This is a genomic window from Streptomyces sp. NPDC031474, from assembly GCF_055581185.1.
The window spans coordinates 217,413-239,233 of the sequence record NZ_JBVIJX010000001.1; the positions used below are offsets into that span (position 1 = coordinate 217,413).

Here is a 21,821-nt window from a genome sequence, read left to right on the forward strand (position 1 = left end):
CCTCTCGGACTGTCCCCTGTTGCCGCGGACCCCGCGGTTGTCGGAAACCCTACGCACAGGCACTGACAGTGCCGTACCCAGGCCCGCACTTTGTGTCGGTCTTGCAACACAGCGCGTTGGCGGCCCGGGCACAGCGGCCGCACGGGTCCGTCAGGCCAGACCCGCCTCCCTCATCTGGCGCAGTTCCTTCTTCATCTCGGAGACCTCGTCGCGGATCCGGGCGGCGACCTCGAACTGCAGGTCCGCGGCAGCGGCCCGCATCCGTTCCGTCATCTCCTCGATCTGCCCGGCGAGTTCGGCGGCGGGACGGTCGGTCGGTACCGTCTCCTTCGCCTTGCCCTTGGCCGCCTTGGACTTCGCGCCCCTGGCCGCCTTGTCGCCGAGGGACGGCACCGGAGCCTTGGTGCCCCGGCCGTCCTTCTTCGCGCGATAGCCCGAGCCGAGCAGCTGCTCGGTGTCGACCTCCTCGCGGGAGATCTGGGCGACGATGTCGTTGATCTTCTTGCGGAGCGGCTGCGGGTCGATGCCGTTCGCCGTGTTGTAGGCGACCTGCTTCTCCCGGCGGCGGTTGGTCTCCTCGATGGCCCGCTCCATGCCCGGGGTGATCTTGTCGGCGTACATATGGACCTGACCGGAGACATTGCGCGCCGCTCGGCCGATGGTCTGGATCAGCGAGGTGCCGGAGCGCAGGAAGCCCTCCTTGTCGGCGTCGAGGATCGCCACCAGGGACACCTCGGGCAGGTCGAGGCCCTCACGCAGCAGGTTGATGCCGACCAGCACGTCGAACTCGCCGGCGCGCAGCTCGCGCAGCAGCTCGATACGGCGCAGCGTGTCGACGTCGCTGTGCAGGTAGCGCACCTGGATGCCGAGTTCCAGGAAGTAGTCGGTGAGGTCCTCGGCCATCTTCTTGGTGAGCGTGGTGACCAGGACGCGCTCGTCCTTCTCGACTCGCCCGCGGATCTCGTGCACCAGGTCGTCGATCTGGCCCTCGGTGGGCTTGACGACGACCTCCGGGTCGATGAGGCCGGTGGGGCGGATGATCTGCTCCACGACCCCGTCCCCGCGCGAGAGCTCGTACTTGCCGGGCGTCGCCGACAGATAGACCGTCTGCCCGATGCGCTCCTGGAACTCCTCCCACTTCAGGGGACGGTTGTCGAGCGCCGAGGGCAGCCGGAAGCCGTGGTCGACAAGGGTGCGCTTACGGGAGGCGTCGCCCTCGTACATGGCGCCGATCTGCGGGACGGTGACATGGGACTCGTCGATGACGAGCAGGAAGTCGTCCGGGAAGTAGTCGAGCAGGGTGTTCGGCGGGGAGCCGGGCGAACGGCCGTCGAAGTGCATCGAGTAGTTCTCCACGCCGGAGCAGGAGCCGATCTGGCGGAGCATCTCCAGGTCGTACGTGGTGCGCATCCGCAGCCGCTGGGCCTCCAGGAGCTTGCCCTGCTTCTCCAGCTCGGCCAGGCGCTCGCCGAGCTCCTTCTCGATGTCGTTGGCCGCCCGCTCCAGGCGCTCGGGTCCCGCGACGTAGTGGGAGGCCGGGAAGACGTACAGCTGCTGGTCGTCGCTGATGATCTCGCCGGTGAGCGGGTGCAGCGTGGACAGGGCCTCGATCTCGTCGCCGAACATCTCGATGCGGACGGCGAGCTCCTCGTAGACCGGGAAGATCTCGATGGTGTCGCCGCGCACCCGGAAGGTGCCGCGGGTGAAGGCCAGGTCGTTGCGCGTGTACTGGATGTCGACGAAGCGGCGCAGCAGCTCGTCCCGGTCGAGTTCGTCGCCGACCCGGAGAGGGACCATCCGGTCCACGTACTCCTGCGGGGTGCCGAGGCCGTAGATGCAGGAGACCGAGGCGACCACGACGACGTCACGACGGGTGAGCAGCGAGTTGGTCGCGGAGTGGCGCAGACGCTCGACCTCCTCGTTGATCGAGGAGTCCTTCTCGATGTAGGTGTCCGACTGCGGGACATACGCCTCGGGCTGGTAATAGTCGTAGTACGAGACGAAGTATTCGACCGCGTTGTTCGGCAGCAGTTCGCGGAACTCGTTCGCCAGCTGGGCGGCCAGGGTCTTGTTCGGTGCCATCACCAGAGTGGGGCGCTGGAGCTTCTCGATCATCCACGCGGTGGTCGCGGACTTTCCGGTGCCGGTCGCGCCGAGCAGGACGACGTCCCTCTCACCTGCCTCGATGCGCTTGGCCAGCTCGGCGATGGCCGTCGGCTGGTCGCCGCTGGGCTGGTAGGAGCTGACGACCTCGAAAGGCGCCACCGTGCGTTCGATGTGGGAAACGGGCCGCATGACATCCACCGTACGACCCCCCACTGACAACGGGGTCCGATCAGGCGCTTCGCGGGGGCGAGCGGCGCAGTCGCGCGGCGGGCCTCAGCGGTTCTGCGGGGTCCGGGACTCGCGGTGCTCCACCTTCCGGCGGCCGCGGAACTGGGGGCGGCGCGACGAGTACGAGGCCGACGGATGCGCCGGGACGCCGGGTTTGTGCTCGGCGCGGGTCCAGTCGGGCTTGCCCATGACCATCAGCGGGTCGAACATCACGACAATGCCCGCGAGACAGAGGAAGGCCAGGGGCCCGATCAGCATCGGCGCGAGGAGGGCGGCGGCCGAGTCTCCCGAGGCCGGGGCCTCGGTGGTGTGCAGATGGACACTCAGGGCGGCCATGCCGGTGTAATGCATGCCGGTGACGGCCAGGCCCATGACGAGGCTGGCGCCCACGCTCCACAGAAACCCCCTGACCTGCCCCGCGGCCCACAGGGCGGCGGTTGCGGCGGCCATGGCTATGGCGACGGAGGCCGCCACGGTGAGCGTGTTGTATTCGAAGGTGCCGTTGAAGCGCATCCCGGCCATGCCCAGGTAGTGCATCGACGCGATGCCCAGGCCGGTGATGGTGCCCCCCGTGAACAGCGCGGTTCCCGTCGCGCCCTTGTAGCCGACGATGAAGATCCCGACGCCCACCATGAGGACGGCGACGCCCAGACTGGCGTAGGTCATCGGTTTGTCGTAGTGGATCGGGGCGCCTTCGACCGTGAAGCCGATCATCGCGATGAAGTGCATGGTCCAGATGCCCGAGCCGATCGCCGCCGAGCCGAGGGCGAGCCAGCCGGGGCGCCAGGAGTGGGCGACGAGCAGGGCTCTGGTGGTGCAGCGCAGACCGAGAGCACCACCGAGGCAGGCCATGAGGAAGGCCACCAGCGGTGTGACGAGTCCGTAGCTGAAACCGTCGACCGAGCCTTGCATGCGCGGTTGCCCTTCGCCCTGTTGGTGGATTTCCCTGAACGCCCCTCTCAGGACCGCTGAGCGCGGTCAAGGCTGAGAGAGAGTATGACTGCCACCGGAATGGTCGAACGATTTTCCGGCAAAGAAACACGCCACTGCCCCACATGTGCGGCACCAGTGAGCGGCCCCGGGCGTCTCCTTTCATTCTGTGGTCATCCTGCACCTCTGACGCCCCCGGCCACTGAGCGCCGTCGCCCTCCTGCTGCCGGTTCACGACGCCCGGGCGGGCATCGTCTCCGGCCCTCGGCGATCGCCCACCGGGCGCCTGCGCCCAGGCCCCCGAGAACACCCTGGACGCCGTCGACGACGCCGTCTCGCTGGGCATCGGCTGGGTGGAGAACGACGTCCAGCGCACCAGGGACGGCGAGCTCGTGGTGATCCACGACGACAGTCTCCGCCGTACGAACGACGCCGAGGAGGTGTTTCCCGGCCGTGCTCCCTGGAAGGTGCAGGACTTCACCGCGGCCGAGATCGCACGGCTCGACACGGGCGGCTGGTCGTAGCCGAGGGGGTAGGTCTCGGGATCGGGCAGATCCTCAAGCCGCCGAGCAACGAGGGCCGGCTCGACCGGCGGCATCTCGCCAACCGGCTGATCGTGCAGAGCTTCAGCGCCGGCAGCCTGCGCGCCGTCCACGTCCTCTCGAACAAGCCGAATGTGGTGCGGCGGGCACTGTACGGGTACTGACGTGGACGGGTGCCGGCGTTCGGCGGTCTCGGGGCGTTGTCAGTGGCAGGCCTTACCGTGGGCGCATGGACAGCCTTGGGCAGTACGAGCAACAGGTCGTGTGGACCGTCGTCGGCACCGACATCGGTCCGCTGATGCTGGCCGCGACCCGCGAGGGTCTGCTCAACGTCGTGTTCCACGCCACCGACGCGGTGCGCGACAAGGCCCTCGACCGGCTGGCGGGCCGGCTGGGCACGGACCCCGTCGAGGCGCCCGACTCCCCACTGCTGGCCGAGGCGATACGGCAGGTCGAGGCCTACTTCGCGGGTGACCGGCGCGACTTCGACCTGCCCTTGGACTGGTCCCTGATCTCGGGTTTCAACCGGCAGGTGCTGCGCGAACTCGCCTCCGGCGTCCCGCACGGCGCGGTCGTAGGCTACGGCGATCTGGCCAAGCGGGTGGGACAGCCGAGGGCCGCGCAGGCGGTGGGGGTGGCGATGGGGGCCAACCCCCTGCCGGTCGTGGTGCCCTGCCACCGGGTCGTGGAGAGCGACGGCGGCATCGGCGGGTTCGGCGGCGGTCTGGAGACCAAACGGAAACTGCTCGCTCTGGAAGGGGTCCTGCCAGAACCGCTGTTCTGAGGGACGTACCGAGGCGAGGCCGAGGGGGGCCGAGGCGGGGCTGAGCGGGGCCGAGGCGGGGCTGAGCGGGGCCGAGGCATTCCGAGATCTGGGCGGGGCGGACGGCAGGGGGGAGACTGCGCCGGTGACCACACTTCTCACTGATCACCACGGCCATGCGGCGATATGGCGCGCACCGTGACGGCCGTCGAGCGCGCCGCCGCCGCGCCCGTCGACGCCGATCTGCTGCCCGCCCTGCGACGCCGTACGACGGCGGTGCTGGTCACGAGCCAGATCCTCGGCGGGCTCGGCGTCGCCACCGGCATCGCGCTGGCCGCCGTACTGGCCCGGCAGGTCAGTGACCGCGAGGCGCTGTCCGGGCTCGCGCCCACCGCGACCGTCGCCGGCACCGCCGTGCTGTCGATACCGATGGCCGCCCTGATGACCGCGCGCGGGCGCCGGCCGGGGCTGGTGCTGGCCTATCTGGTGGGCGCCCTGGGCGCCGGCGTCGTCGTGGCGGCAGCGCGGATCGGAAGTTTCCCGCTGCTGCTGTGCGGCATGGCCGCCTTCGGCGCGGCCTCATCGGCGAACCTTCAGGCCCGGTTCGCCGCCGCCGACCTGGCCGAGCCGCATCGGCGTGCCCGCGCCATCTCGAACGTGGTGTGGGCGACCACCGTCGGTGCCGTCGTCGGCCCGAACATCGCCGCGCCGGCCGGCCGGAGCGTTGCCGGGCTCGGGATACCCGCGGCGGCGGGCCCCTTCCTGTGGGCGGCTGGAATCTTCGTTTTGGCGGCGGCCGTGGTGGCCGCGCTGCTGCGCCCCGACCCGCTGCTGACGGCCCGCGCGCTCGCGCCGGAGGAGGAGCGCTCCCCCGCAGCCCGTTCCCTGCGGGCCGGTCTGGCGGCCGTCGCCGCCTCACCGCGCGCCCGGCTCGCGCTCGTGACGGTGGCCGTGTCGCACACGGCGATGGTCTCCGTCATGTCGATGACCCCCGTCGACCTCACCCGCCACGGGGCGGGCATCGATCTGATCGGGCTGGTCATGAGCGGACACATCGCGGGCATGTACGCGTTCGCGCCGCTGATGGGGCGACTGGCGGACCGGGTGGGGCGCCTCTCGGTGACAGGGCTCGCGGCCGGGCTGATCGCCCTCGCCGTGTTCCTGGCGGGGACGGCCGGCGACAGCCACGGCCAGACCGCCGTCGGTCTCTTCGTCCTCGGTGTGGGCTGGTCGGCCGGGCTCGTGTCCGGTTCCGCGCTGCTCACGGACGCGGTGCCGTCGTCCGCGCGGGCCGCCGCCCAGGGGTTCTCCGACCTCACCATGAACACCTCGGCGGGGGTCGGCGGAGCGATCGCCGGGCTCGTGGTCGCACAGGCGAGCTACGCGTGGCTCAACGCCGCCGCGGCCGGTCTGCTGCTCCCGCTGACCGCCCTGCTGCTGTTCACCCGGAGCCGGAAGTAGCTCCGCCGGGTGCACCTCAGTCGTAGTGCCGTGCCTCGATGACGTTGCCGTCCGGGTCGCGGAAGTAGAAGCTGCGCGCGGCCTCGCCGCGGGCGCCGAAGGAGCCGTGCGAGACGTCCGAGACGGGAACGGCGCGCTCCTCCAGGCGGGCGCGGAGGGCGTCGAAGTGGCCCTGGGGCAGGGCGAGGCAGACGTGGTTCACGGGGTGCCCCGCGCTGTCAGCGGCGCCGGGGAGCATTTTCATGCGCTCCGCCATCGACACAGGCATGAGATCGAGGAGGGCCTCCTCGTTGACGCGTACGGAGGGAAACGGTTCCTTGCCGGCGGCGAACTCGGGGAGCCGGACGGGCTCCAGGCCGACGGTCTTCTCGTAGAAGCCGGCGGCGGCGATGGGGTCACGCACCCACAGGACGACGTGGTCCAGACGTGTCGTGTTGTCCGTCATGCTTCCCAGGCTGGTGTCCTCCCCCACAGGCCGCAAGGGTTTGACCCGACGTGCCGCCCGCCAGAGATGAGGGGAGAGTCGACGGACGGACAGGAGGCGGGCGCGTGGTGCTGGTGGTGTCGGAAGAGGTGCGGGACGCGGTCGACGCGCGTCGACCCGTGGTGGCCCTGGAGTCCACGATCATCTCGCACGGGCTGCCCCGCCCGCGCAACCTGCAGGTGGCGCTGGAGCTGGAGGCGGTCGTACGCGCGCAGGGCGGCGTGCCGGCGACGATCGCCGTGTTGGACGGGCGGCCCCATGTGGGCCTGGACAAGGAGCAGCTGGAGCGGGTCGCCAACGAGGACGGGTTCCGCAAGCTGGGCCATCGCGACCTGCCGCTCGCGGTGGCCTCCGGGGCGAGCGGGGCGACCACGGTGTCGGCGACGGCGCTCCTGGCGACGCTGGCGGGCGTACGGGTGTTCGCGACGGGCGGGCTGGGCGGGGTGCACCGGGAGTGGACGGTCACCCAGGACGAGTCGGCCGACCTGGGGCTGCTGGCGAGTACACGGATCACGGTCGTGTGCGCAGGGGTGAAGTCGATCCTGGACGTGCCGGCGACCCTGCAGCGGCTGGAGACGCTGGGCGTCGCCGTCGCCGGGTACGGCACCGACCGCTTCCCGGGGTTCTACTTGTCGGACTCGGGTCAACCCGTGGACTGGACGCTGGAGACTCCGCAGCAGGTGGCCGAGGTGATGCGGGCTCAGGACGCGCTCGGAGCACCGCAGTCGGCGCTGATCGTCGCCAACCCGGTTCCCGAGGAGGAGCAGCTGGATCCCGAGCTGCACACGCGTGTGCTCGCCGACGCGCTGCACGCGTGCGAGGAGGCGGGCGTCACCGGCCAGGGCGTCACTCCGTTCCTGCTCGACTACCTGGTCCGGCACACCGACGGGGCGTCTCTGAGCGCCAATCTGGCGGCGGTGCGCGGCAACGTGCGGCTGGCGGCGCGGATCGCGGCGGCGTGGGCCGAGGCATGACCGGACAACCGGACGGCGCGGACCACCATCGCGGCCACGGTCGCGGTGGCGGTGGGCGGGTTCGGGTGCCAGGGCCCGGCGCGGACCCGCCGTCCGGCTCCGACGCGCCTGCGGATCCGGGGCGTGGGGCACTGCTGGTCGTCGGGGACGTCGTGACGGACGTCGTCGCCCGGCATCGGGGACCGCTGGCCTCGGGGACCGACACCGCCTCCGTGATCCGGACCCTGCCCGGCGGCGCGGGTGCCAACGTGGCGTGCTGGGCGGCGCACTGGGGGTGTGCGGACGTACGGCTCCTCGGCCGGGTGGGCGCGGAGTCGGCGGCCTGGCACGAACGGGAACTGACCGCCTGTGGAGTACGGCCCCGGCTCGTCGTCGATCCGCAGGCGGCCACGGGGACGGTGATCTGCCTGGTCGACACGGACGCCGCGGCCGAGCGGACGTTCCTCACCGACAGCGGCGCGGCCCTGCGGCTCGACCCCGACGACTGGTCGGAAGCCCTCCTGGACGGGGTCGGCCGACTGCACCTGTCGGGATACCTGCTGTTCTCGGAATCCGGGCGCGCCCTGGTGCGTACGGCGTTGGCGTCGGCACGCGCGCGTGGGATGCCGGTGAGCCTCGATCCGGCGTCGGCGGGCTTCCTGGTGGAACTGGGCGCCGACCGTTTCCTGTCCCTCGTCGAGGGCGTGGACGTGCTGCTGCCCAGCCGTGACGAGGCCCGTCTGCTCACCGGGCTGCCCGATGCGGCGGCCGCGGCGGCAGAGCTGAGCCGTCATGTCCCGCTGGTGGTGTCCAAGCAGGGGGCGGATGGTGCGCTGGTGGCCAGGAACGGCGACGTGCTCGCCCGCGTACCCGCCGCTCCGGCGACCCCGCGGGACACGACGGGCGCCGGCGACGCCTTCACGGGAGCGTTCCTCGCCGCGCTGTTGGCCGGCGCCGACACCGAGGCCGCGGCGGCACAGGGCTGCCGAGCGGGGGCCCGGGCGGTGCAACACGTGGGCGGCAGACCACCCGCCCCGCACGGCGGAACGACGTCGCCGACGGCCCCGGCCCACACCGGCTGAGACCCACCCGAACGCGGAAGTTCCGACCCACAGACCCGACGGGCCGCGCGGCAGCAGCCCAGCACGGGCCCCGGCCCGGGCCCCGGCACTGGGTACGGCCCGGGGTACGGAGGAGATTCCCGGCGGGGGACGGTGCCAGGTCCGACGGAGGGGCGGGTAAGGGGACCGGACGGGGTTCAACGGGGGTTCCGGGCAGGTCAGCCACGAAGGGATGCCGGGACCGAGATTGGGAGGGACGCCGGAACCGGAGTTCGCCGGGGCTGCCGGGGCTGCCGGGGCTGCCGGGGCTGCCGGGGCAAGGTTCGGCGGAGGCCGGAGGCCGCAGTGCTGGGGGTGCCGGGGCAAGGTGGCCGCAGTGCCGGGGGTGCCGGGGCAAGGTTCGCCGGAGGCCGGGCCGGAATGCGGCGGGGGCCGGGGCTGGGCCCGGAGAGGTCCCAGGGCCAGGGATCGGCGGGACGTCGGCACGGAGTTCGCCGGGAAAGGGTGCCAGGACAAGGTTCGCCGGGGGCCGGGCCGGAGTTTGCCGGGGGCCGGGATGGCGTTCGCCGGGGTGACCGGGATGCGTTCGGCGGGGGCCGGAGTCCGGCGAGGGGACGGGACGGGGTGGTGTTCGGCGTCTCGGTGTTCGGCGGGTGGGTTGCTAGGCCTTTCGGCCCCATGCGGAGATCATCGGTGCGGTGGCCAGGTCCATGCCGCCGACGGCGACGTTCGCCAGGTGCCGGTCAATGTCCTCGTCGGTCGCGAGGCCCGCCCGGACGAGCTCGTCGCGGATCTGTCGGACCGTCGCGGACTCCAGCGCGGCACAGGCGGGTGAGGTGACGGGGAAGTAGGCGTCGGCCTCGACGCGGCGCAACCCGGCCTCGCGGAGCAGACGCGGGAGCTTGCGACCGTAGGAGAGGTCGGCGCCCCGGCCGGCGAGGAGCTGGCGGAAGCCATGTCGCAGACGGTTCGCGAGCTGCTGTTCGGGGCCGTGCTCATCGGGGCAGAGCAGGGGCTGCAGGGCAGGGTCGGCGTCCTCGATCAGGAGTCGTCCGCCGGGGCGCAGGGCCTTGACCATCGAGCGCATCGCCCGGTCCCTGTCCGGTACATGGACCAGGACGAGCCTGGCGTGCACCAGGTCGAAGCCCTCCATCGGCGGCTCCTCGGCGCCGAGGTCGTGGACGCGTACCTCGACCGGCGGGCGGGCGACCGACGCGAGCCGGGAGGTGTCGATGTCGGTCGCGAGGACCTTGCCCGTCGGGCCGACCTTCTTCGCCAGCCAGGACACCACGGAGGAGCCGCCGGCACCGGCCTCCCAGCACCGCCAGCCGGGTCCGATCCCCAGTGCTTCGAGATGGCGCAACGTCGTGGCGTCGAAGAGCGCGGCGAAGGCGTCGAAGCGTTCCCCCGCCTCGGGCTGCCGGTTGTCGAGGAGGTACCCGTCGGATCGCGTCATGCGGCGATCATCCCAGTTGTCCGGCGTGCCGGAGGTGGTCGACGCGGCCGGTATCAGGAGCGCGGAAGTCGGGAACCCGTAGCGGGAAAGGACGGCCGTCACTCTCGTGAGCAGTGGGAAGTCCCGTTGTCCACAGGCGGGAACAAAGCGGAACCTGCCCTTTCCACAGGCTTACCCACGGCATACGCGGGCCTGGCAGACTGGCTCGCCAGGGCGCATGAATGCGGCGCGAGGAGATCCACGCAAGGAGTCCCAGATGACCATGGCAGGGAATCTGCGGAAGGTCACCGGCCTCGGAAGGGTCGGCGGTCTGCGCAGGGTGGCGCGGTTGGCCCGGCGGCGCCCGCGGGTCGACCTGAGTCACCCCGCGCGATCCCCGCTGGGTTCCTCGGTGGTGAACTGCGTGACGTACCGGGACGGCGTCCGGGCCCCGCGCGGCGGTGATCTGGTCGACACCGTGGAGCGGGTGCGCAAGAGCGGTCACGGTTTCGTGTGGCTGGGCCTGCACGAGCCGACGAACGAGGAGTTCGCGGGCATCGCCGAGCTCTTCGACCTGCATCCACTGGCGGTCGAGGACGCGGTCGAGGCACATCAGCGGCCGAAGGTCGAGCGGTACGGCGAGACGCTGTTCGCGGTGTTCAAGACGGTCTGCTACGTCGAGCACGAGGAGCTCACGGCGACCAGCGAGGTGGTCAACACCGGCGAGATCATGGTGTTCGTCGGCCCGGACTTCGTGATCACGGTGCGGCACGGACGGCATGGTTCGCTCGGCCCGCTGCGCGAGGAGCTGGAGGCCGATCCGGGGCAGCTCGGCAAGGGGCCGTCGGCGGTGCTGCACGCGATCGCCGACCACGTCGTCGACGACTACCTGAACGTCATCGACGCCGTGCAGGCCGACATCGACCAGGTCGAGACGGACGTGTTCGCGGAGGACGGCGCGCGGACCGACCCGGGGCGCATCTACCAGCTCAAGCGTGAACTCCTGGAGCTGAAGCGGGCGGTGGTGCCGCTGGCCCGTCCGCTGCTGGACCTCGCGGACCGGCCGGTCCGGGTGATCGATCCGGAGATACAGGCCTACTTCCGGGACGTCTCCGACCACTTGCTGCGGGCCACGGAGCAGATCGCCGCCTTCGACGAGCTGCTCAACTCGATCCTGCAGGCGCATCTGGCACAGGTCACGGTGGCGCAGAACGAGGACATGCGGAAAATCACGGCCTGGGCCGCGGTGATCGCCGTGCCGACGATGGTCTGCGGGGTGTACGGCATGAACTTCGACAACATGCCGGAGCTGCGCTGGAGGTTCGGCTACCCGCTGGTCATCGGCGTGATATCCGTCGCCTGCTGGGTCCTGTACCGCGGCTTCCGGCGCAACGGCTGGCTGTGAGCAGCCGGTTCCGTACGGGCGACGGCGGGTGCAGCGGTCAGTGCCGGTCGGGGCCGGTCCTGGCGTAGACGCTCTCGGCCCAGGTGGCGAGTTGGTCCTCGGTGAGGTGCCGGGTGAGGTCGGCCTCGCTGATCATGCCCACGAGGCGCTTGTTCTCGATGACGGGCAACCGGCGGATCTGGTGGCCCTTCATCTCCTGGAGCACCTCGCCGACGTCGGCTCCCGCGTCGATCCAGCGCGGTGTGCCCTGGGCCATCTCCCCTGCGGTGACCCGTGCGGGGTCGTGTCCCATGGCCACGCAGCCGACGACGATGTCCCGGTCGGTGAGGATGCCGCAGAGCCGCTCGTTCTCGTCGCTGATGGGCAGCGCCCCCACGTTCAGTTCGCGCATCAGTTGGGCGGCGCGGTCGAGGGTCTCGCCGGCGGGGATCCACTGGGCGCCCCGGTGCATGATGTCTCCGGCGGTGGTCATGAGGTACCTCCCGGTGCCGGACGGCCGGCGCGGCGCGGGCGGCACCGCTAGTCCCGGCACCCCATATTCTCGCCGCGCCGCCATGGGCCCGCACCTGGAACTCCTCAGGCCGAGAAGCCAAGGACCCGCTGCGGGACGACGCGGATGATCAGGCGTACTTCGTCGTCCTTCTCGGCGGGCGGGTCGACGCCGAGGTACTTGTGCGAGAGCTCGTGCGGGAGCCGCTTGTCGGGGTCCGGGAGGATCTCGGCGGTGCCCCGGATCTCGACCGAGGTGTACGGGTTCGCGAGGTCGAAGACCGAGAGGCTGATACGGGCGTCACGACGGAGGTTGCGCACCTTCTGGCGTCCGTCGGTGGAGGAGAAGAGAACGGTGTCGCCCTCGCGTTTGATCCAGACCACCGAGTTCTGTGGGGAGCCGTCCGGGCCGAGGGTGGCCACGGCGGCGAAGTTCCTGCCGTCGAGGAGATCGCGAACGGAGTCATTGAGGGAGACCGAAGGGACGGTGGGGACGGACGGGACGGTGCCGCCGGAGGGGACGGAGGCGGCGGAGGCGGAGGCGGAATGAGAGGCGGCGGAGGCCGCGGCAGTGCTTACGGAGATCGTCATGACGTCAGACTACTTACATGCACGTGCATTTAAAAGCAGTTCGTCGATCCGCGATTCAGCCACCCCACGCCGGATGACGAGGATCGTCCGCGCGGACGAGGACATCGGCCGTGGCGGCCGGATCGGTCTCCTGCGCGTAGCGCTCGAAGGCGGGCAGCATCCATTGGCCGGCTTCGGCGGTACGGCGACGCAGGGCCGCCGGGGAGAGGAGGACGTGCACGGACAGGTCGAAGGGGAACCAGTGGCGCAACAGGAGAGGACCATGCAGCAACAGGAAGCCACCGGGCGGGAGTTGGACGTAGGAACTGCGGGTCGCCCGGTCCGTGACAGGATCCCGGAGATCGGGCAGGATCCGTCCGTCGCCGTCGGGTTCGAGGGGATTGAACACCTCGCGCCACAGAGCGCCGGTGTCGAACCAGCCGTCGTAATAGGCCTCCACGTCGTGATGGCCGTACTCCAGACGGAGAGACGCGGGGCGCAGGAAGCCGTGCGTGTCCACGACACGGGAGGGACGTCCGCGGGTGCGCAGGGCCTCGGCGACGCGCTCGGCGAGATCTCCGGGGCGGGCCGCCGGCGCGCCGTCGAAGGCGACGCGCCGCCATGGACTGCCGTCGTCCGGCTTCAAATCGAGCAGCCGCTCGGCAAGGAGGTCGCCGAGCCGTTCCCAGGTGATCGCTTCGAGTCGCACACGGCCCATGATGCGTCAGCCGCCGGCCTGGACGCCTCGGCCTCGCGGGCCCCACGGGCTGCGGGCAGCTCGACGAGGGGAGGGTTCCCGTCGTAAGGAGGACATGCCTCGTTGACCAGGTGCCGCCGCGCCCACCAGGGGGAATGAAGCCCCCATGGCAAGCGCATCCCTCACGACTCCCGCACCCCGTACCGGGCTTCTCGTCATCCAGCCGCTACGGCGGAAGCACTGCGCCGGGTGTCGTCGCGGGCCGCAGCCGATGCTGGTCCTGGAGGACGCCGCGCCGCGCTGCCTCGACTGTGCCGATCTGGGGCATCTGGTGTTCCTGCCGCGCGGGGACACGGCGCTGACGCGCAGGTCGCGGGAGGAGAGCGGGCTCTCGGCGGTGGTCGTCCGGTTCAACCGGCGCAAGGGACGGTACGAGCGGCAGGGCGTCCTCGTCGAGGAGGCGGCGCTAGCGCGGGCCGAGGAACGATGCCTGGTGGACGCCGAGGCCCGGCGGCGGCGCCGGGTGCGGGACGCGCGGCGGCGCGCGGCGCGGGACGAGCAGTTCGCGGAGACGTTCGCGGCGGAGATCCTGCGGCTGTTTCCGCGCTGCCCGGGAGAGCGGGCGCATGGGATCGCGGCGCACGCCTCGCTGCGGGGCAGCGGCCGGGTGGGGCGCAGCGCCGCCGGGCGGGCGTTGTCCGAGGGCGCGGTCGTCTCCGCGGTCGTGGCGTCCGTACGGCATCTGGACACGCCGTACGACCGGCTGCTGATGAGCGGCGTGCCCCGACACGAGGCCCGCCGGCGGATTGCGGGCGAGGTGGAGGGGCGACTGCGGGAGTGGGGCGGGGCGGGTGGGGAGGGGGAGGGCGGGGAGGGGGAGGGGGCCCACCCCCCCAGGTCACACCCCCTAGGTCACACCCAGTAAGCCGCGTCACCGGGAGTTTCGACCATGGTCACGATCATGAACAAGGTTTCACTTGAGGTGATGAACGGTACCGGGCAAGATCTCCGCTCGACGGGTGGGAGTTGACGTTGTCATGATCGATGGGCCGTATCTGGTGCTCGCGATGCTTGGCGCTCTGGTGACGGGGCTGATGGCCGGGGTTTTCTGTGCGTTCTCGGTCCTGGTGATGCGGGGGCTCGCCGCGCTGCCGCCCGCGCAGGGCGTCGCCGCGATGAACGCGATCAACGCCTCGGCGCTGACGCCGGTGTTCATGGTGCTGTTCCTCGGCTCCGCGGCGCTGTGCGCGGTGATCGCCGTGGTGACGTTCGTGCTGTTGCCGGACGACGGAACGGTTCATCTGCTGCTGGGCAGCGGGCTGTACCTGTGCGGTGTGTTCGGGGTGACCGTGATGGCGAACGTGCCCCGCAATGAGGCGCTGATGAAGCTGGAGCCGGGCACGCCGGAGGCCGTCACGTACTGGCCGACCTATGTGCGTGAGTGGACGAGGTGGAACCATGTGCGTGCCGTCGCGTCCGCGGCGTCGGCGGTCGTGTACGTCCTGGCCCTGGTCTGAGGAAGAACAAGAAGGAACGCGGGAGAACACGGGAGAACACGGGGAACACGGAGGAACGCTGAAGAACACCGCAGAAAGCGCTGTCCGCCACTCTGCGCGGGTGCCCGACGGGACGTATCGTGGCCGAAAGAGTGCCGCCCGATGACGCTCGGCCTGCTGTACGCGTACGCGAGGAAGACGCCATGGCCGATCCCAAGGGATTCATGACCACACCCCGCCAGGACTGGCCGCGCCGGCCGGTCGAGGAGCGGGTCCGGGACTGGGACGAGGTGTATGTCCCCGGGGCGCTGCTGCCCCTGATCAGCAAGCAGGCCGATCGCTGCATGGACTGCGGCATACCGTTCTGCCACGAGGCCTGTCCGCTCGGCAATCTGATCCCCGAGTGGAACGATCTGGTGTCGCGGGAGGACTGGCGGGCGGCGAGCGACCGGCTGCACGCGACGAACAACTTCCCCGAGTTCACGGGCCGGTTGTGTCCGGCGCCGTGCGAGGCCGGGTGCGTCCTCGCCATCAACCAGCCGGCCGTCACCATCAAGAACGTCGAGGCCGCCATCGCCGACCGGGCCTGGGCGGACGGTTTCACGCCGCCGAGGCCGCCGGACCGGCTGTCGGGGAAGACGGTGGCGGTGATCGGTTCCGGGCCCACCGGGCTGGCCGCGGCACAGCAGTTGACCCGGGCCGGGCACACGGTCGCCGTCTACGAGAAGGATGATCGGATCGGCGGGCTGATGCGGTACGGCATCCCCGCGTTCAAGATGGAGAAGCACCACCTCGAGCGGCGGATCGAGCAGATGCGGGCGGAGGGCACCAAGTTCCGTACGTCGACGACGATCGGGCGCGACGTCATGGCGGCCGACCTGCGGGCGCGCTACGACGCCGTGGTGATCGCCACCGGGGCGACCGAGTGGCGGGAACTGCACGTTCCGGGGCGGGAGTTGACCGGCATCCAGCAGGCGATGGAGTACCTGCCGCTGGCCAACCGGGTGTGCGAGGGCGATCTGGAGGCGTCCCCGATGTCCGCCGCCGGAAAGCACGTCGTCATCGTCGGCGGAGGCGACACGGGGGCCGACTGTCTGGGCACGGCGGTGCGCGAGGGCGCCGCGTCCGTGACCCAGTTGGACATCTACGCCCAGCCCGGCGCGGATCGCGACGAGGACGTCGACCCCTGGCCGACGTATCCGAAGATCTATCGGCTCTCGGCGGCGCACGAGGAGGCGCGCGACCTGGAGTCCGCGCCGGCGGCGGACGCGGACGCGCGACTGTTCGCGGCGTCCACGCTCCGTTTCACCGGCGATGAGAGCGGGCATGTGCGGTCGCTGCACCTCGTCGAGGTCGATGCGCGGCGCAGGCCGGTGGAGGGCACCGCTCGGGCGCTCCCCGCCGACCTCGTGCTGCTCGCCCTCGGCTTCTCCGGGCCCGACCGGGAGGACGGGCTCGTCGAGCAGCTGGGGCTGACGCTGGAGCCGCGCGGCACGATCGCGCGGGACGGCGGCTTCGCGACGAACGTTCCCGGTGTGTTCGCCGCGGGGGACGCGGCGCGCGGCCAGTCGCTGATCGTGTGGGCCATCGCGGAGGGACGGGCGGTGGCGGCGGCCGTCGACCGCCATCTGACGGGGAGCTCCCGGTTGCCGACGCCCATCGGGCCGTACGACCGGCCGATGAACGTCTAGCACCGCCGCATCGGGAGAGCGCGCCGCGGGGAATGCCGTTCAGCGGCGCTCGTCCGTCCCCGCCACCTTCGCCGTCGCCAGGGCCACCCGGTTCCAGGTGTTGATCGTGCAGATGAGGGCGAGTACCTGGGCGAGCTCCCGCTCGTCGAAACGGGCGGCGGCCGCGGTGTAGACGTCGTCGGGGACGCCGCCGTCGGCCACCAGCGTGACCGCTTCCGTCAGGGCCAGGGCCGCCTGTTCCTTCTCCGTGAAGAAGTGACGGGCCTCGCGCCAGACCGCGACCATGTGCAGGCGGTCCTCGCTCTCGCCGGCCTTGCGGGCGTCGTTCGTGTGCATGTGGAGGCAGTACGCGCAGTGGTTGAGGTGCGAGGAGCGGATCTGGATCAGTTCGACGAGGGCGGGGTCTAGGCCCTCGCGGGCTGCGGCGTCGAAGCCGATGAGGGCGCGGAACGCCTTGGGGGCGCTCTTCCCGAAGTCGAGGCGAGTCGGGTTCGCCGGCGTGTCGGTCGCGCTGTTCGTCGCCGTGTTCGTGCTCGTGCTCGCGTTCGTGGTCGTGCTCGTGTTGGTCGCCGTGTTCGTCGTCATGTCCTTCAACCTACGGGCCGGAAAGACCCACTGTAGGGTGCATTTCCATGGCGGATTCGTGGGTCAATTCGGCGGAGCGGATCGGGGCCGACCTGCACCTGGAGTTGGCCGGGCCGGGTGGGCGACGGGCGGCTGTCATCGGGGCGCTGCGCGAGGCCGTGCGCAGCGGGCGGCTCGCTCCGGGAACCCGGCTGCCGCCGTACCGTTCGCTCGCCGCCGACCTCGGCGTCGCCCGCAACACGGTGGCCGACGCGTACGCGGAACTCGTCGCCGAGGGCTGGCTGACCGCCCGGCAGGGGTCCGGCACCAGGGTCGCCGAGCGGGCCGAGCCCCTGCGGCGCGCCGAGCGGGTGCCGGTCGAGACGCCTGCACGCGCGCGTGGCCCGCGGCACGACCTGCGGCAGGGCACGCCGGAGGCGTCGTCGTTCCCGCGCGCGGCCTGGCTCGTCTCCTACCGGCGGGCCCTTCAGCAGGCGCCCAACGAGGTGTTCGGGCCCGGCGATCCCGCCGGCCGCCGGGAACTGCGCGAGGCCCTGACGGAGTACCTGGCACGCGCGCGTGGCGTGCGCACCGAGCCGGAGCGCATCGTGATCTGCTCGGGCTTCGCCCATGCGCTGCGCCTGCTGTTCGGCCCGTTCGGCACCGGCAGTGGGGTGCTGCGCGGCCCGCTGGCCGTGGAGGCGTACGGGCTGGACTTCCACCGGGGGCTGCTCGCCGCGGCGGGCGTGCGGACGACTCCACTGCCGCTGGACGCGGACGGGGCGCGTGTCGACCTTCTGGGGCGCGAGCGGGCCGTCCTCCTCACGCCCGCACACCAGTTCCCGACGGGCGGTCCGCTGCACGCGAGCCGCCGGACCGCGGTGATCGACTGGGCACGCGCGCGTGGCGGGGTGCTCGTCGAGGACGATTACGACGGGGAGTTCCGCTACGACCGCAAGCCCGTCGGCGCGGTCCAGGGGCTCGACCCGGAGCGGGTGATCTACATCGGCTCGGTCAGCAAGAGCCTGTCGCCGGCGTTGCGCCTCGGGTGGATGGTGCTGCCGGAGCGGTACGTCGCCGGTGTTCTGACCGCCAAGGGCGACCGGGAGGCCTGGGCGAGCGTCCCGGATCAGCTGGGCCTGGCCGATCTGATCGTGTCCGGTGCCTACGACCGTCATGTACGGCGGATGCGGCAGCGCTATCGCGGGCGTCGGGACCGGCTGGTCGGGGCGCTTGCCGCGCAGGCGCCGCATATCGAGGTCACCGGGGTCGCGGCCGGGCTCCACGCGGTGCTGCGGCTGCCGCCGGGCACCGAGCGGTCCACGGTGAAAGCGGCCGCCTGGCAGGGCGTGGCCCTGGACGGCCTGGCCGCGTTCCGGCATCCGGCGACGGACATGGCTCCGTCGGACGGGCTCGTCGTCGGGTACGCGACTCCGTCGGAGCATGCCTACGGGGCGGCGTTGGACGCGCTGTGCCGCGTGCTGCCGCCGCCGAACGCACAGCAGGGTCCCGCCTGACCCTGCCGGCCCTGGCTGTGCCCCCTTGGGCGGGTCTCAGCGTTTGCGGCCTGAGGCCGATGGGTTCGGCGGGGTCGGCGGTGTCGTCCTCCCGGTCATGAGGCGCTGCGTAAGCATGTGGCGCGAACAGTCATCAAGTCAGTACCAGAACAAGGAAGTTGAAGGATGAGGTTGAACGAGGAGGTTGAACGAGGAAGTTGAAGGAGGAAGTTGAAGGATGAGGCTGAAGGAGGGCAAGAGCAGAAAAAGCAGCAGGCGGGTCGGTCAGGACAGCAGGAAGTCCGCCTCCCCCGCCTTGGCGCCCTCGATGAAGGCCGTCATCTCGTCGGAGGTGTAGATCAGCGCCGGTCCGTCGGGGTCGGTGGACTGCCGGACGGCGATCCGGCCGTCGGCGAGCTTCATGGCCTCCAGGCAGTTGCCTCCGTTGCCGCCGCTCCACGGCTTGTGCCAGCCCTCGCTGCCCAGTTCCCGGGCGGGCATGCCGTTGTAGATCCGCTGAGCGCGGACCCGCGGCCTGGACTGGGTCTTGATGCGATCCATTCACAACTCCTTGCGGAGATCCCGGAGGATCTCCTTCGTGCGATGTGCTGTAGCGGCCTGCGCCGCCATGCGGTCCATGACCTCGAGGTGGGTCGCCACCTCGGTGCGCGCGTCGAGGTAGACGGCGCCGGTCAGGTACTCGCTGTAGACCATGTCCGGAAGCTCCGGCATGGCGAATCGGAACAGCACGAAGGGCCCGTACGTGCCTGGATGCGGCCCGCTGGCGAACGGGGCGACCTGCAGCGTGACGTTGGGCAGCTTCGTGGCCTCGAGCAGTTTGTCGATCTGCGCGCGCATCACCTCCGGGCCGCCGGCCGGGCGGCGCAACGCGGTCTCGTCCATCACCACCCACAGCCGGGGCGCGTCCTGCCGGGTGAGCAGATCCTGGCGTTGTATGCGCAGGTCGACGAGGCGCTCGATGTCCTCCGGCCGGGTCTGGCCGATGGCGCCGGACAGCAGGACACCACGCGCGTAGTCCTCCGTCTGGAGCAGGCCGGGGACGAAGTGGGGTTCGTACTGGCGGATCAGGGCGGCGGCGCCCTCCAGGCTGACGTGCATCGAGAACCAGCCCGGCAGGACGTCGTGGAACCGCTGCCACCAGCCCGGTTTGTTGGCCTCCTCGGCCAGTTGGACGAAGCCCTCGGCCTCGTCGTCGGTGACGCCGTAGGCCTTCAAGAGCAGTTGGAGGTACGGGATCTTGAGGCCGACCTCGGCCATCTCCATACGGCGGACGGTGGCGGGCGCGACGCGCAGGATGCGGGCGGCTTCCTCGCGCTTGAGCCCGGCGCGTTCCCGCAGGTCCAGCAGGCGCCGGCCGAGGACGACCTGTCCGACCGTCGGCGCGGACCGCGGTTCGCTCACGCTCCACCTCCACGAAGAGCCGACCGGCCCGCGCAGGGCTCACGCGGGCCCCGACCCGACCGGTCACGAAAAGAATCCCGACAGCCCTACGGCGCCACTCGAAGCCCCACTCGAAGTTCTGTACGGATGCGTACGAGTCTCCGTTGATCCCCATGGGCGCCGTTCGCCGTGCTGTCGCGAGCAGTGTGCCACGGCCCTTCACCGCGTCACACAGCACTCTGCATTTTTCAGAGTGACACTTGCCAAGTGTTCACGACGGGGCGATAGTGGCAAGCGTGATTCCGTCCGCGCCCTTAGGAACAGACGCCGCCGCAGGCCACCCCCAGGGTCTCGGTGCCAGCGCGGGAGCAGGCCCTGACCAGGCCGCTGCCGAGCGCCGGTTCCGATTCGAACTGGCCGCCCATCCGGGTTCCCCCGCCCAGGCCAGACGCCTGGCAAGGGCCCGGCTGACCGGCTGGTCGGTGTGCGAGGACACCTGCGACTCCGCCGCCCTGGTCATATCCGAGCTGGTCACCAACGCGATCGTGCACACCGCGAGCGACATCGTCGTCTGCGAGCTGCACGACGGCGCCGACCTGGTCCGCATAGCCGTGCGGGACGAGGGATGCGCGCCGGGCGAGCCCCACCCCTCCCCGCAGCGTCCCGAGGAGGAGCATGGGAGGGGGCTGCTGCTCGTCGAGGCCCTGTGTCACGCCTGGGGCGCGCAGGAGCACGGGCCCGGCCTGCTGGTCTGGGCCGACCTGCCCCGCCAGGCCGACGCGTCCAGCGATCCCGCCGAACCCCGCGACAGTCTGCGTCTCGGTCCCGCCGAGCCGCACCACGCCGGCCTCGGCGAACTCCTCGACATCCTGGACGAGTTCGACGACATCCCGGGCGAGCCGCACACCGCCCCCGTCGGGCCCCGCAACGACCTCGGCTGGAGCACCCGCCCGAAGCCGGGACCGGCCGACGACCCGGGTGACGAGGACGAGCCCGCGGAGCAGCACCACCGTCAAGCGACCCTCCCGGCCGCAAGACGACCACAGCCCGCACCCGCCGGGCCGGCCATACCCGCACCGCCGGCTACACCCGCTGCGTCGGCCGCGTCCGACGTGCCGATCGCGTCCGACGGTCCGGCCCCCCGCGTGATGCCGCAGTGGCACCGCACCCCCGAGCACGCAGAACACGCCGGGCCCACTGGGCACGACGCTCGCGAGCACGACGGCGGCGACGGCCGCGACGGGTGGACCCGGACATCCGGCCACGCCGCCGACGCCCTCCCGCTGCTCCTCCAACTCCCGCTCCAACTCCCGCTGCAGCTCCCCCTCCAGTCCGTCCGCGAGCAGTCCGTCCGCGAGCGGGGACGGACATGAGCACCGTGCCCGGTCGGGCTCCGGTGCTGACCCTCGACACGCTCGTACGCCTGCAGCGCGGACCGGCCGGCGCCCCCGTCGCCGCTCCCGAACCCGTGCACCGGCTGGCCGTGCCGGACGGTATGACGGCTCCCCTGGGCTGTGACGCGGTCTCCGTGCCGGCCCATCTCGGCCCGCTGCTCATGCCGCGTCTGCCGCGCATGGGCTGTGTCTACGCCGACGACGCGCACTGGTGGTGGCTGGTCCCCTCCGACTCCGACTACGCCCTGGAGTGGCCCGCCCCCGCGCGCTACGCCACGGGCGCGATCCTCCCGGACTCCCCACGCCGCCCCGACCTCATCCACCGACCCGACGGCACCCTTCCGTACACCCCGCCGATCCCTCTCTACCTGGCCCTGTGCCGCCTCACGGGCACGACGCCCATCTGGTCGCGGCCGATCAGCGCATAGTCCCTGCCTGCCCGTGGGGCAGTCCGGCGCGCCGTCCCCGGCGCACGCCCGCGCGTCCCGGGTTCCCCGTCCCACGCCCTGCCCTCACGCGGCTCGTCCCGCGATAGTGGCCGTCGTCCACGACCACTTGGGGAGGCCGACGGTGGGACAGGCGCGGAAGGCGGAGAAGGAAGACACGGCGGAGGAGGCGGAGAAGGCGGAGGAGGCTCGGAAGTCGCAGGGGTGCG

The 21,821-nt window shown here is 71.4% G+C and carries 20 protein-coding genes and 2 pseudogenes; 12 read left to right on the forward strand and 10 right to left on the reverse strand.

Going from position 1 to position 21,821, the window contains the following annotated elements; genetic code table 11:
• Window positions 1-150: 150 nt before the first annotated feature.
• Window positions 151-2,295 carry an excinuclease ABC subunit UvrB gene (uvrB, locus tag ACZ5SK_RS01030; protein ID WP_334583717.1) on the reverse strand — a complete coding sequence of 715 codons (2,145 nt, stop codon included), beginning with the start codon at window positions 2,293-2,295 and terminating at the stop codon, window positions 151-153.
• Between the two features lie 84 nt (window positions 2,296-2,379).
• Window positions 2,380-3,246, reverse strand: a complete 867-nt coding sequence (locus tag ACZ5SK_RS01035; RefSeq protein WP_361700238.1) for an MHYT domain-containing protein — start codon at window positions 3,244-3,246, stop codon at window positions 2,380-2,382.
• A gap of 204 nt (window positions 3,247-3,450) precedes the next feature.
• Here ACZ5SK_RS01035 and ACZ5SK_RS01040 point away from each other — a divergent pair.
• From ACZ5SK_RS01040 to ACZ5SK_RS01050, 3 genes and pseudogenes are all read left to right on the forward strand, one after another.
• Window positions 3,451-3,943 (forward strand): annotated as a pseudogene (locus tag ACZ5SK_RS01040) (glycerophosphodiester phosphodiesterase); the annotation flags it as partial.
• Window positions 3,944-4,035: 92 nt separating this feature from the next.
• Window positions 4,036-4,590, forward strand: coding sequence for a methylated-DNA--[protein]-cysteine S-methyltransferase (locus ACZ5SK_RS01045; RefSeq protein ID WP_334583719.1), 555 nt, complete (start codon window positions 4,036-4,038; stop codon window positions 4,588-4,590).
• A gap of 165 nt (window positions 4,591-4,755) precedes the next feature.
• Window positions 4,756-6,030 (forward strand): MFS transporter, encoded by a 1,275-nt coding sequence (locus ACZ5SK_RS01050; protein WP_334583720.1) that lies wholly within the window; start codon window positions 4,756-4,758, stop codon window positions 6,028-6,030.
• A 16-nt stretch (window positions 6,031-6,046) separates the two neighbouring features.
• On the opposite strand, the gene ACZ5SK_RS01055 is transcribed toward ACZ5SK_RS01050, so the two are convergent.
• Entirely contained in the window at window positions 6,047-6,475 is a 429-nt protein-coding gene (locus ACZ5SK_RS01055; RefSeq protein WP_334583721.1) for a VOC family protein, read from the reverse strand.
• A 104-nt stretch (window positions 6,476-6,579) separates the two neighbouring features.
• Between ACZ5SK_RS01055 and ACZ5SK_RS01060 the strand changes: the two genes are divergently transcribed.
• Both ACZ5SK_RS01060 and ACZ5SK_RS01065 read left to right on the forward strand, forming a co-directional pair.
• Window positions 6,580-7,488, forward strand: a complete 909-nt coding sequence (locus ACZ5SK_RS01060; RefSeq protein WP_079663035.1) for a pseudouridine-5'-phosphate glycosidase — start codon at window positions 6,580-6,582, stop codon at window positions 7,486-7,488.
• Window positions 7,485-8,549 (forward strand): carbohydrate kinase family protein, encoded by a 1,065-nt coding sequence (locus tag ACZ5SK_RS01065; RefSeq protein WP_334583722.1) that lies wholly within the window; start codon window positions 7,485-7,487, stop codon window positions 8,547-8,549. The genes ACZ5SK_RS01060 and ACZ5SK_RS01065 overlap by 4 nt, the downstream gene beginning before the upstream one ends.
• Before the next feature lie 640 nt (window positions 8,550-9,189).
• On the opposite strand, the gene ACZ5SK_RS01070 is transcribed toward ACZ5SK_RS01065, so the two are convergent.
• On the reverse strand, window positions 9,190-9,984 hold the full coding sequence (locus ACZ5SK_RS01070; protein WP_334583723.1) for a methyltransferase: 795 nt from the start codon (window positions 9,982-9,984) through the stop codon (window positions 9,190-9,192).
• Between the two features lie 256 nt (window positions 9,985-10,240).
• Between ACZ5SK_RS01070 and ACZ5SK_RS01075 the strand changes: the two genes are divergently transcribed.
• Window positions 10,241-11,368, forward strand: a complete 1,128-nt coding sequence (locus ACZ5SK_RS01075) for a magnesium and cobalt transport protein CorA (protein ID WP_334583724.1) — start codon at window positions 10,241-10,243, stop codon at window positions 11,366-11,368.
• Window positions 11,369-11,405: 37 nt separating this feature from the next.
• Here the strand turns inward: ACZ5SK_RS01075 and ACZ5SK_RS01080 are convergent, their stop codons facing one another.
• From ACZ5SK_RS01080 to ACZ5SK_RS01090, 3 genes are all read right to left on the reverse strand, one after another.
• Complete coding sequence (locus tag ACZ5SK_RS01080; RefSeq protein WP_334583725.1) at window positions 11,406-11,840, reverse strand: CBS domain-containing protein; 435 nt, start codon at window positions 11,838-11,840, stop codon at window positions 11,406-11,408.
• A 104-nt stretch (window positions 11,841-11,944) separates the two neighbouring features.
• Entirely contained in the window at window positions 11,945-12,448 is a 504-nt protein-coding gene (locus tag ACZ5SK_RS01085; RefSeq protein WP_334583726.1) for a PPOX class F420-dependent oxidoreductase, read from the reverse strand.
• 55 nt (window positions 12,449-12,503) lie between these two features.
• Window positions 12,504-13,145 carry a nucleoside/nucleotide kinase family protein gene (locus tag ACZ5SK_RS01090; RefSeq protein ID WP_361700227.1) on the reverse strand — a complete coding sequence of 214 codons (642 nt, stop codon included), beginning with the start codon at window positions 13,143-13,145 and terminating at the stop codon, window positions 12,504-12,506.
• Between the two features lie 145 nt (window positions 13,146-13,290).
• On the opposite strand from ACZ5SK_RS01090, the gene ACZ5SK_RS01095 reads away from it, so the two are divergent.
• The 3 genes from ACZ5SK_RS01095 (at window position 13,291) to ACZ5SK_RS01105 (ending at window position 16,311) form a co-directional block, all read left to right on the forward strand.
• On the forward strand, window positions 13,291-14,049 hold the full coding sequence (locus ACZ5SK_RS01095; protein WP_457493603.1) for a DUF2293 domain-containing protein: 759 nt from the start codon (window positions 13,291-13,293) through the stop codon (window positions 14,047-14,049).
• Window positions 14,050-14,161: 112 nt separating this feature from the next.
• Window positions 14,162-14,641, forward strand: coding sequence for an anthrone oxygenase family protein (locus ACZ5SK_RS01100; protein ID WP_334583729.1), 480 nt, complete (start codon window positions 14,162-14,164; stop codon window positions 14,639-14,641).
• Between the two features lie 182 nt (window positions 14,642-14,823).
• Window positions 14,824-16,311 (forward strand): glutamate synthase subunit beta, encoded by a 1,488-nt coding sequence (locus tag ACZ5SK_RS01105; RefSeq protein ID WP_334583730.1) that lies wholly within the window; start codon window positions 14,824-14,826, stop codon window positions 16,309-16,311.
• Window positions 16,312-16,350: 39 nt separating this feature from the next.
• On the opposite strand, the gene ACZ5SK_RS01110 is transcribed toward ACZ5SK_RS01105, so the two are convergent.
• A complete protein-coding gene (locus ACZ5SK_RS01110) occupies window positions 16,351-16,896 on the reverse strand; it encodes a carboxymuconolactone decarboxylase family protein (RefSeq protein ID WP_334583731.1) in 546 nt (181 codons plus the stop codon).
• Window positions 16,897-16,943: 47 nt separating this feature from the next.
• Here ACZ5SK_RS01110 and pdxR point away from each other — a divergent pair, with 47 nt between their 5' ends.
• Window positions 16,944-18,392: a MocR-like pyridoxine biosynthesis transcription factor PdxR gene (gene pdxR / locus ACZ5SK_RS01115; RefSeq protein WP_334581407.1), complete on the forward strand. Its 1,449-nt coding sequence runs from the start codon at window positions 16,944-16,946 to the stop codon at window positions 18,390-18,392.
• Window positions 18,393-18,656: 264 nt separating this feature from the next.
• On the opposite strand, the gene ACZ5SK_RS01120 is transcribed toward pdxR, so the two are convergent.
• Window positions 18,657-18,932, reverse strand: coding sequence for a DUF397 domain-containing protein (locus tag ACZ5SK_RS01120; RefSeq protein WP_079663027.1), 276 nt, complete (start codon window positions 18,930-18,932; stop codon window positions 18,657-18,659).
• Window positions 18,933-19,793, reverse strand: coding sequence for a helix-turn-helix domain-containing protein (locus ACZ5SK_RS01125; protein WP_079663026.1), 861 nt, complete (start codon window positions 19,791-19,793; stop codon window positions 18,933-18,935). It lies immediately after the preceding gene.
• A gap of 239 nt (window positions 19,794-20,032) precedes the next feature.
• On the opposite strand from ACZ5SK_RS01125, the pseudogene ACZ5SK_RS01130 reads away from it, so the two are divergent.
• A pseudogene (locus ACZ5SK_RS01130) lies at window positions 20,033-20,761 on the forward strand (ATP-binding protein); the annotation flags it as partial.
• A 380-nt stretch (window positions 20,762-21,141) separates the two neighbouring features.
• Window positions 21,142-21,594, forward strand: coding sequence for a hypothetical protein (locus ACZ5SK_RS01135; RefSeq protein WP_334581019.1), 453 nt, complete (start codon window positions 21,142-21,144; stop codon window positions 21,592-21,594).
• Window positions 21,595-21,821 lie beyond the last annotated feature (227 nt).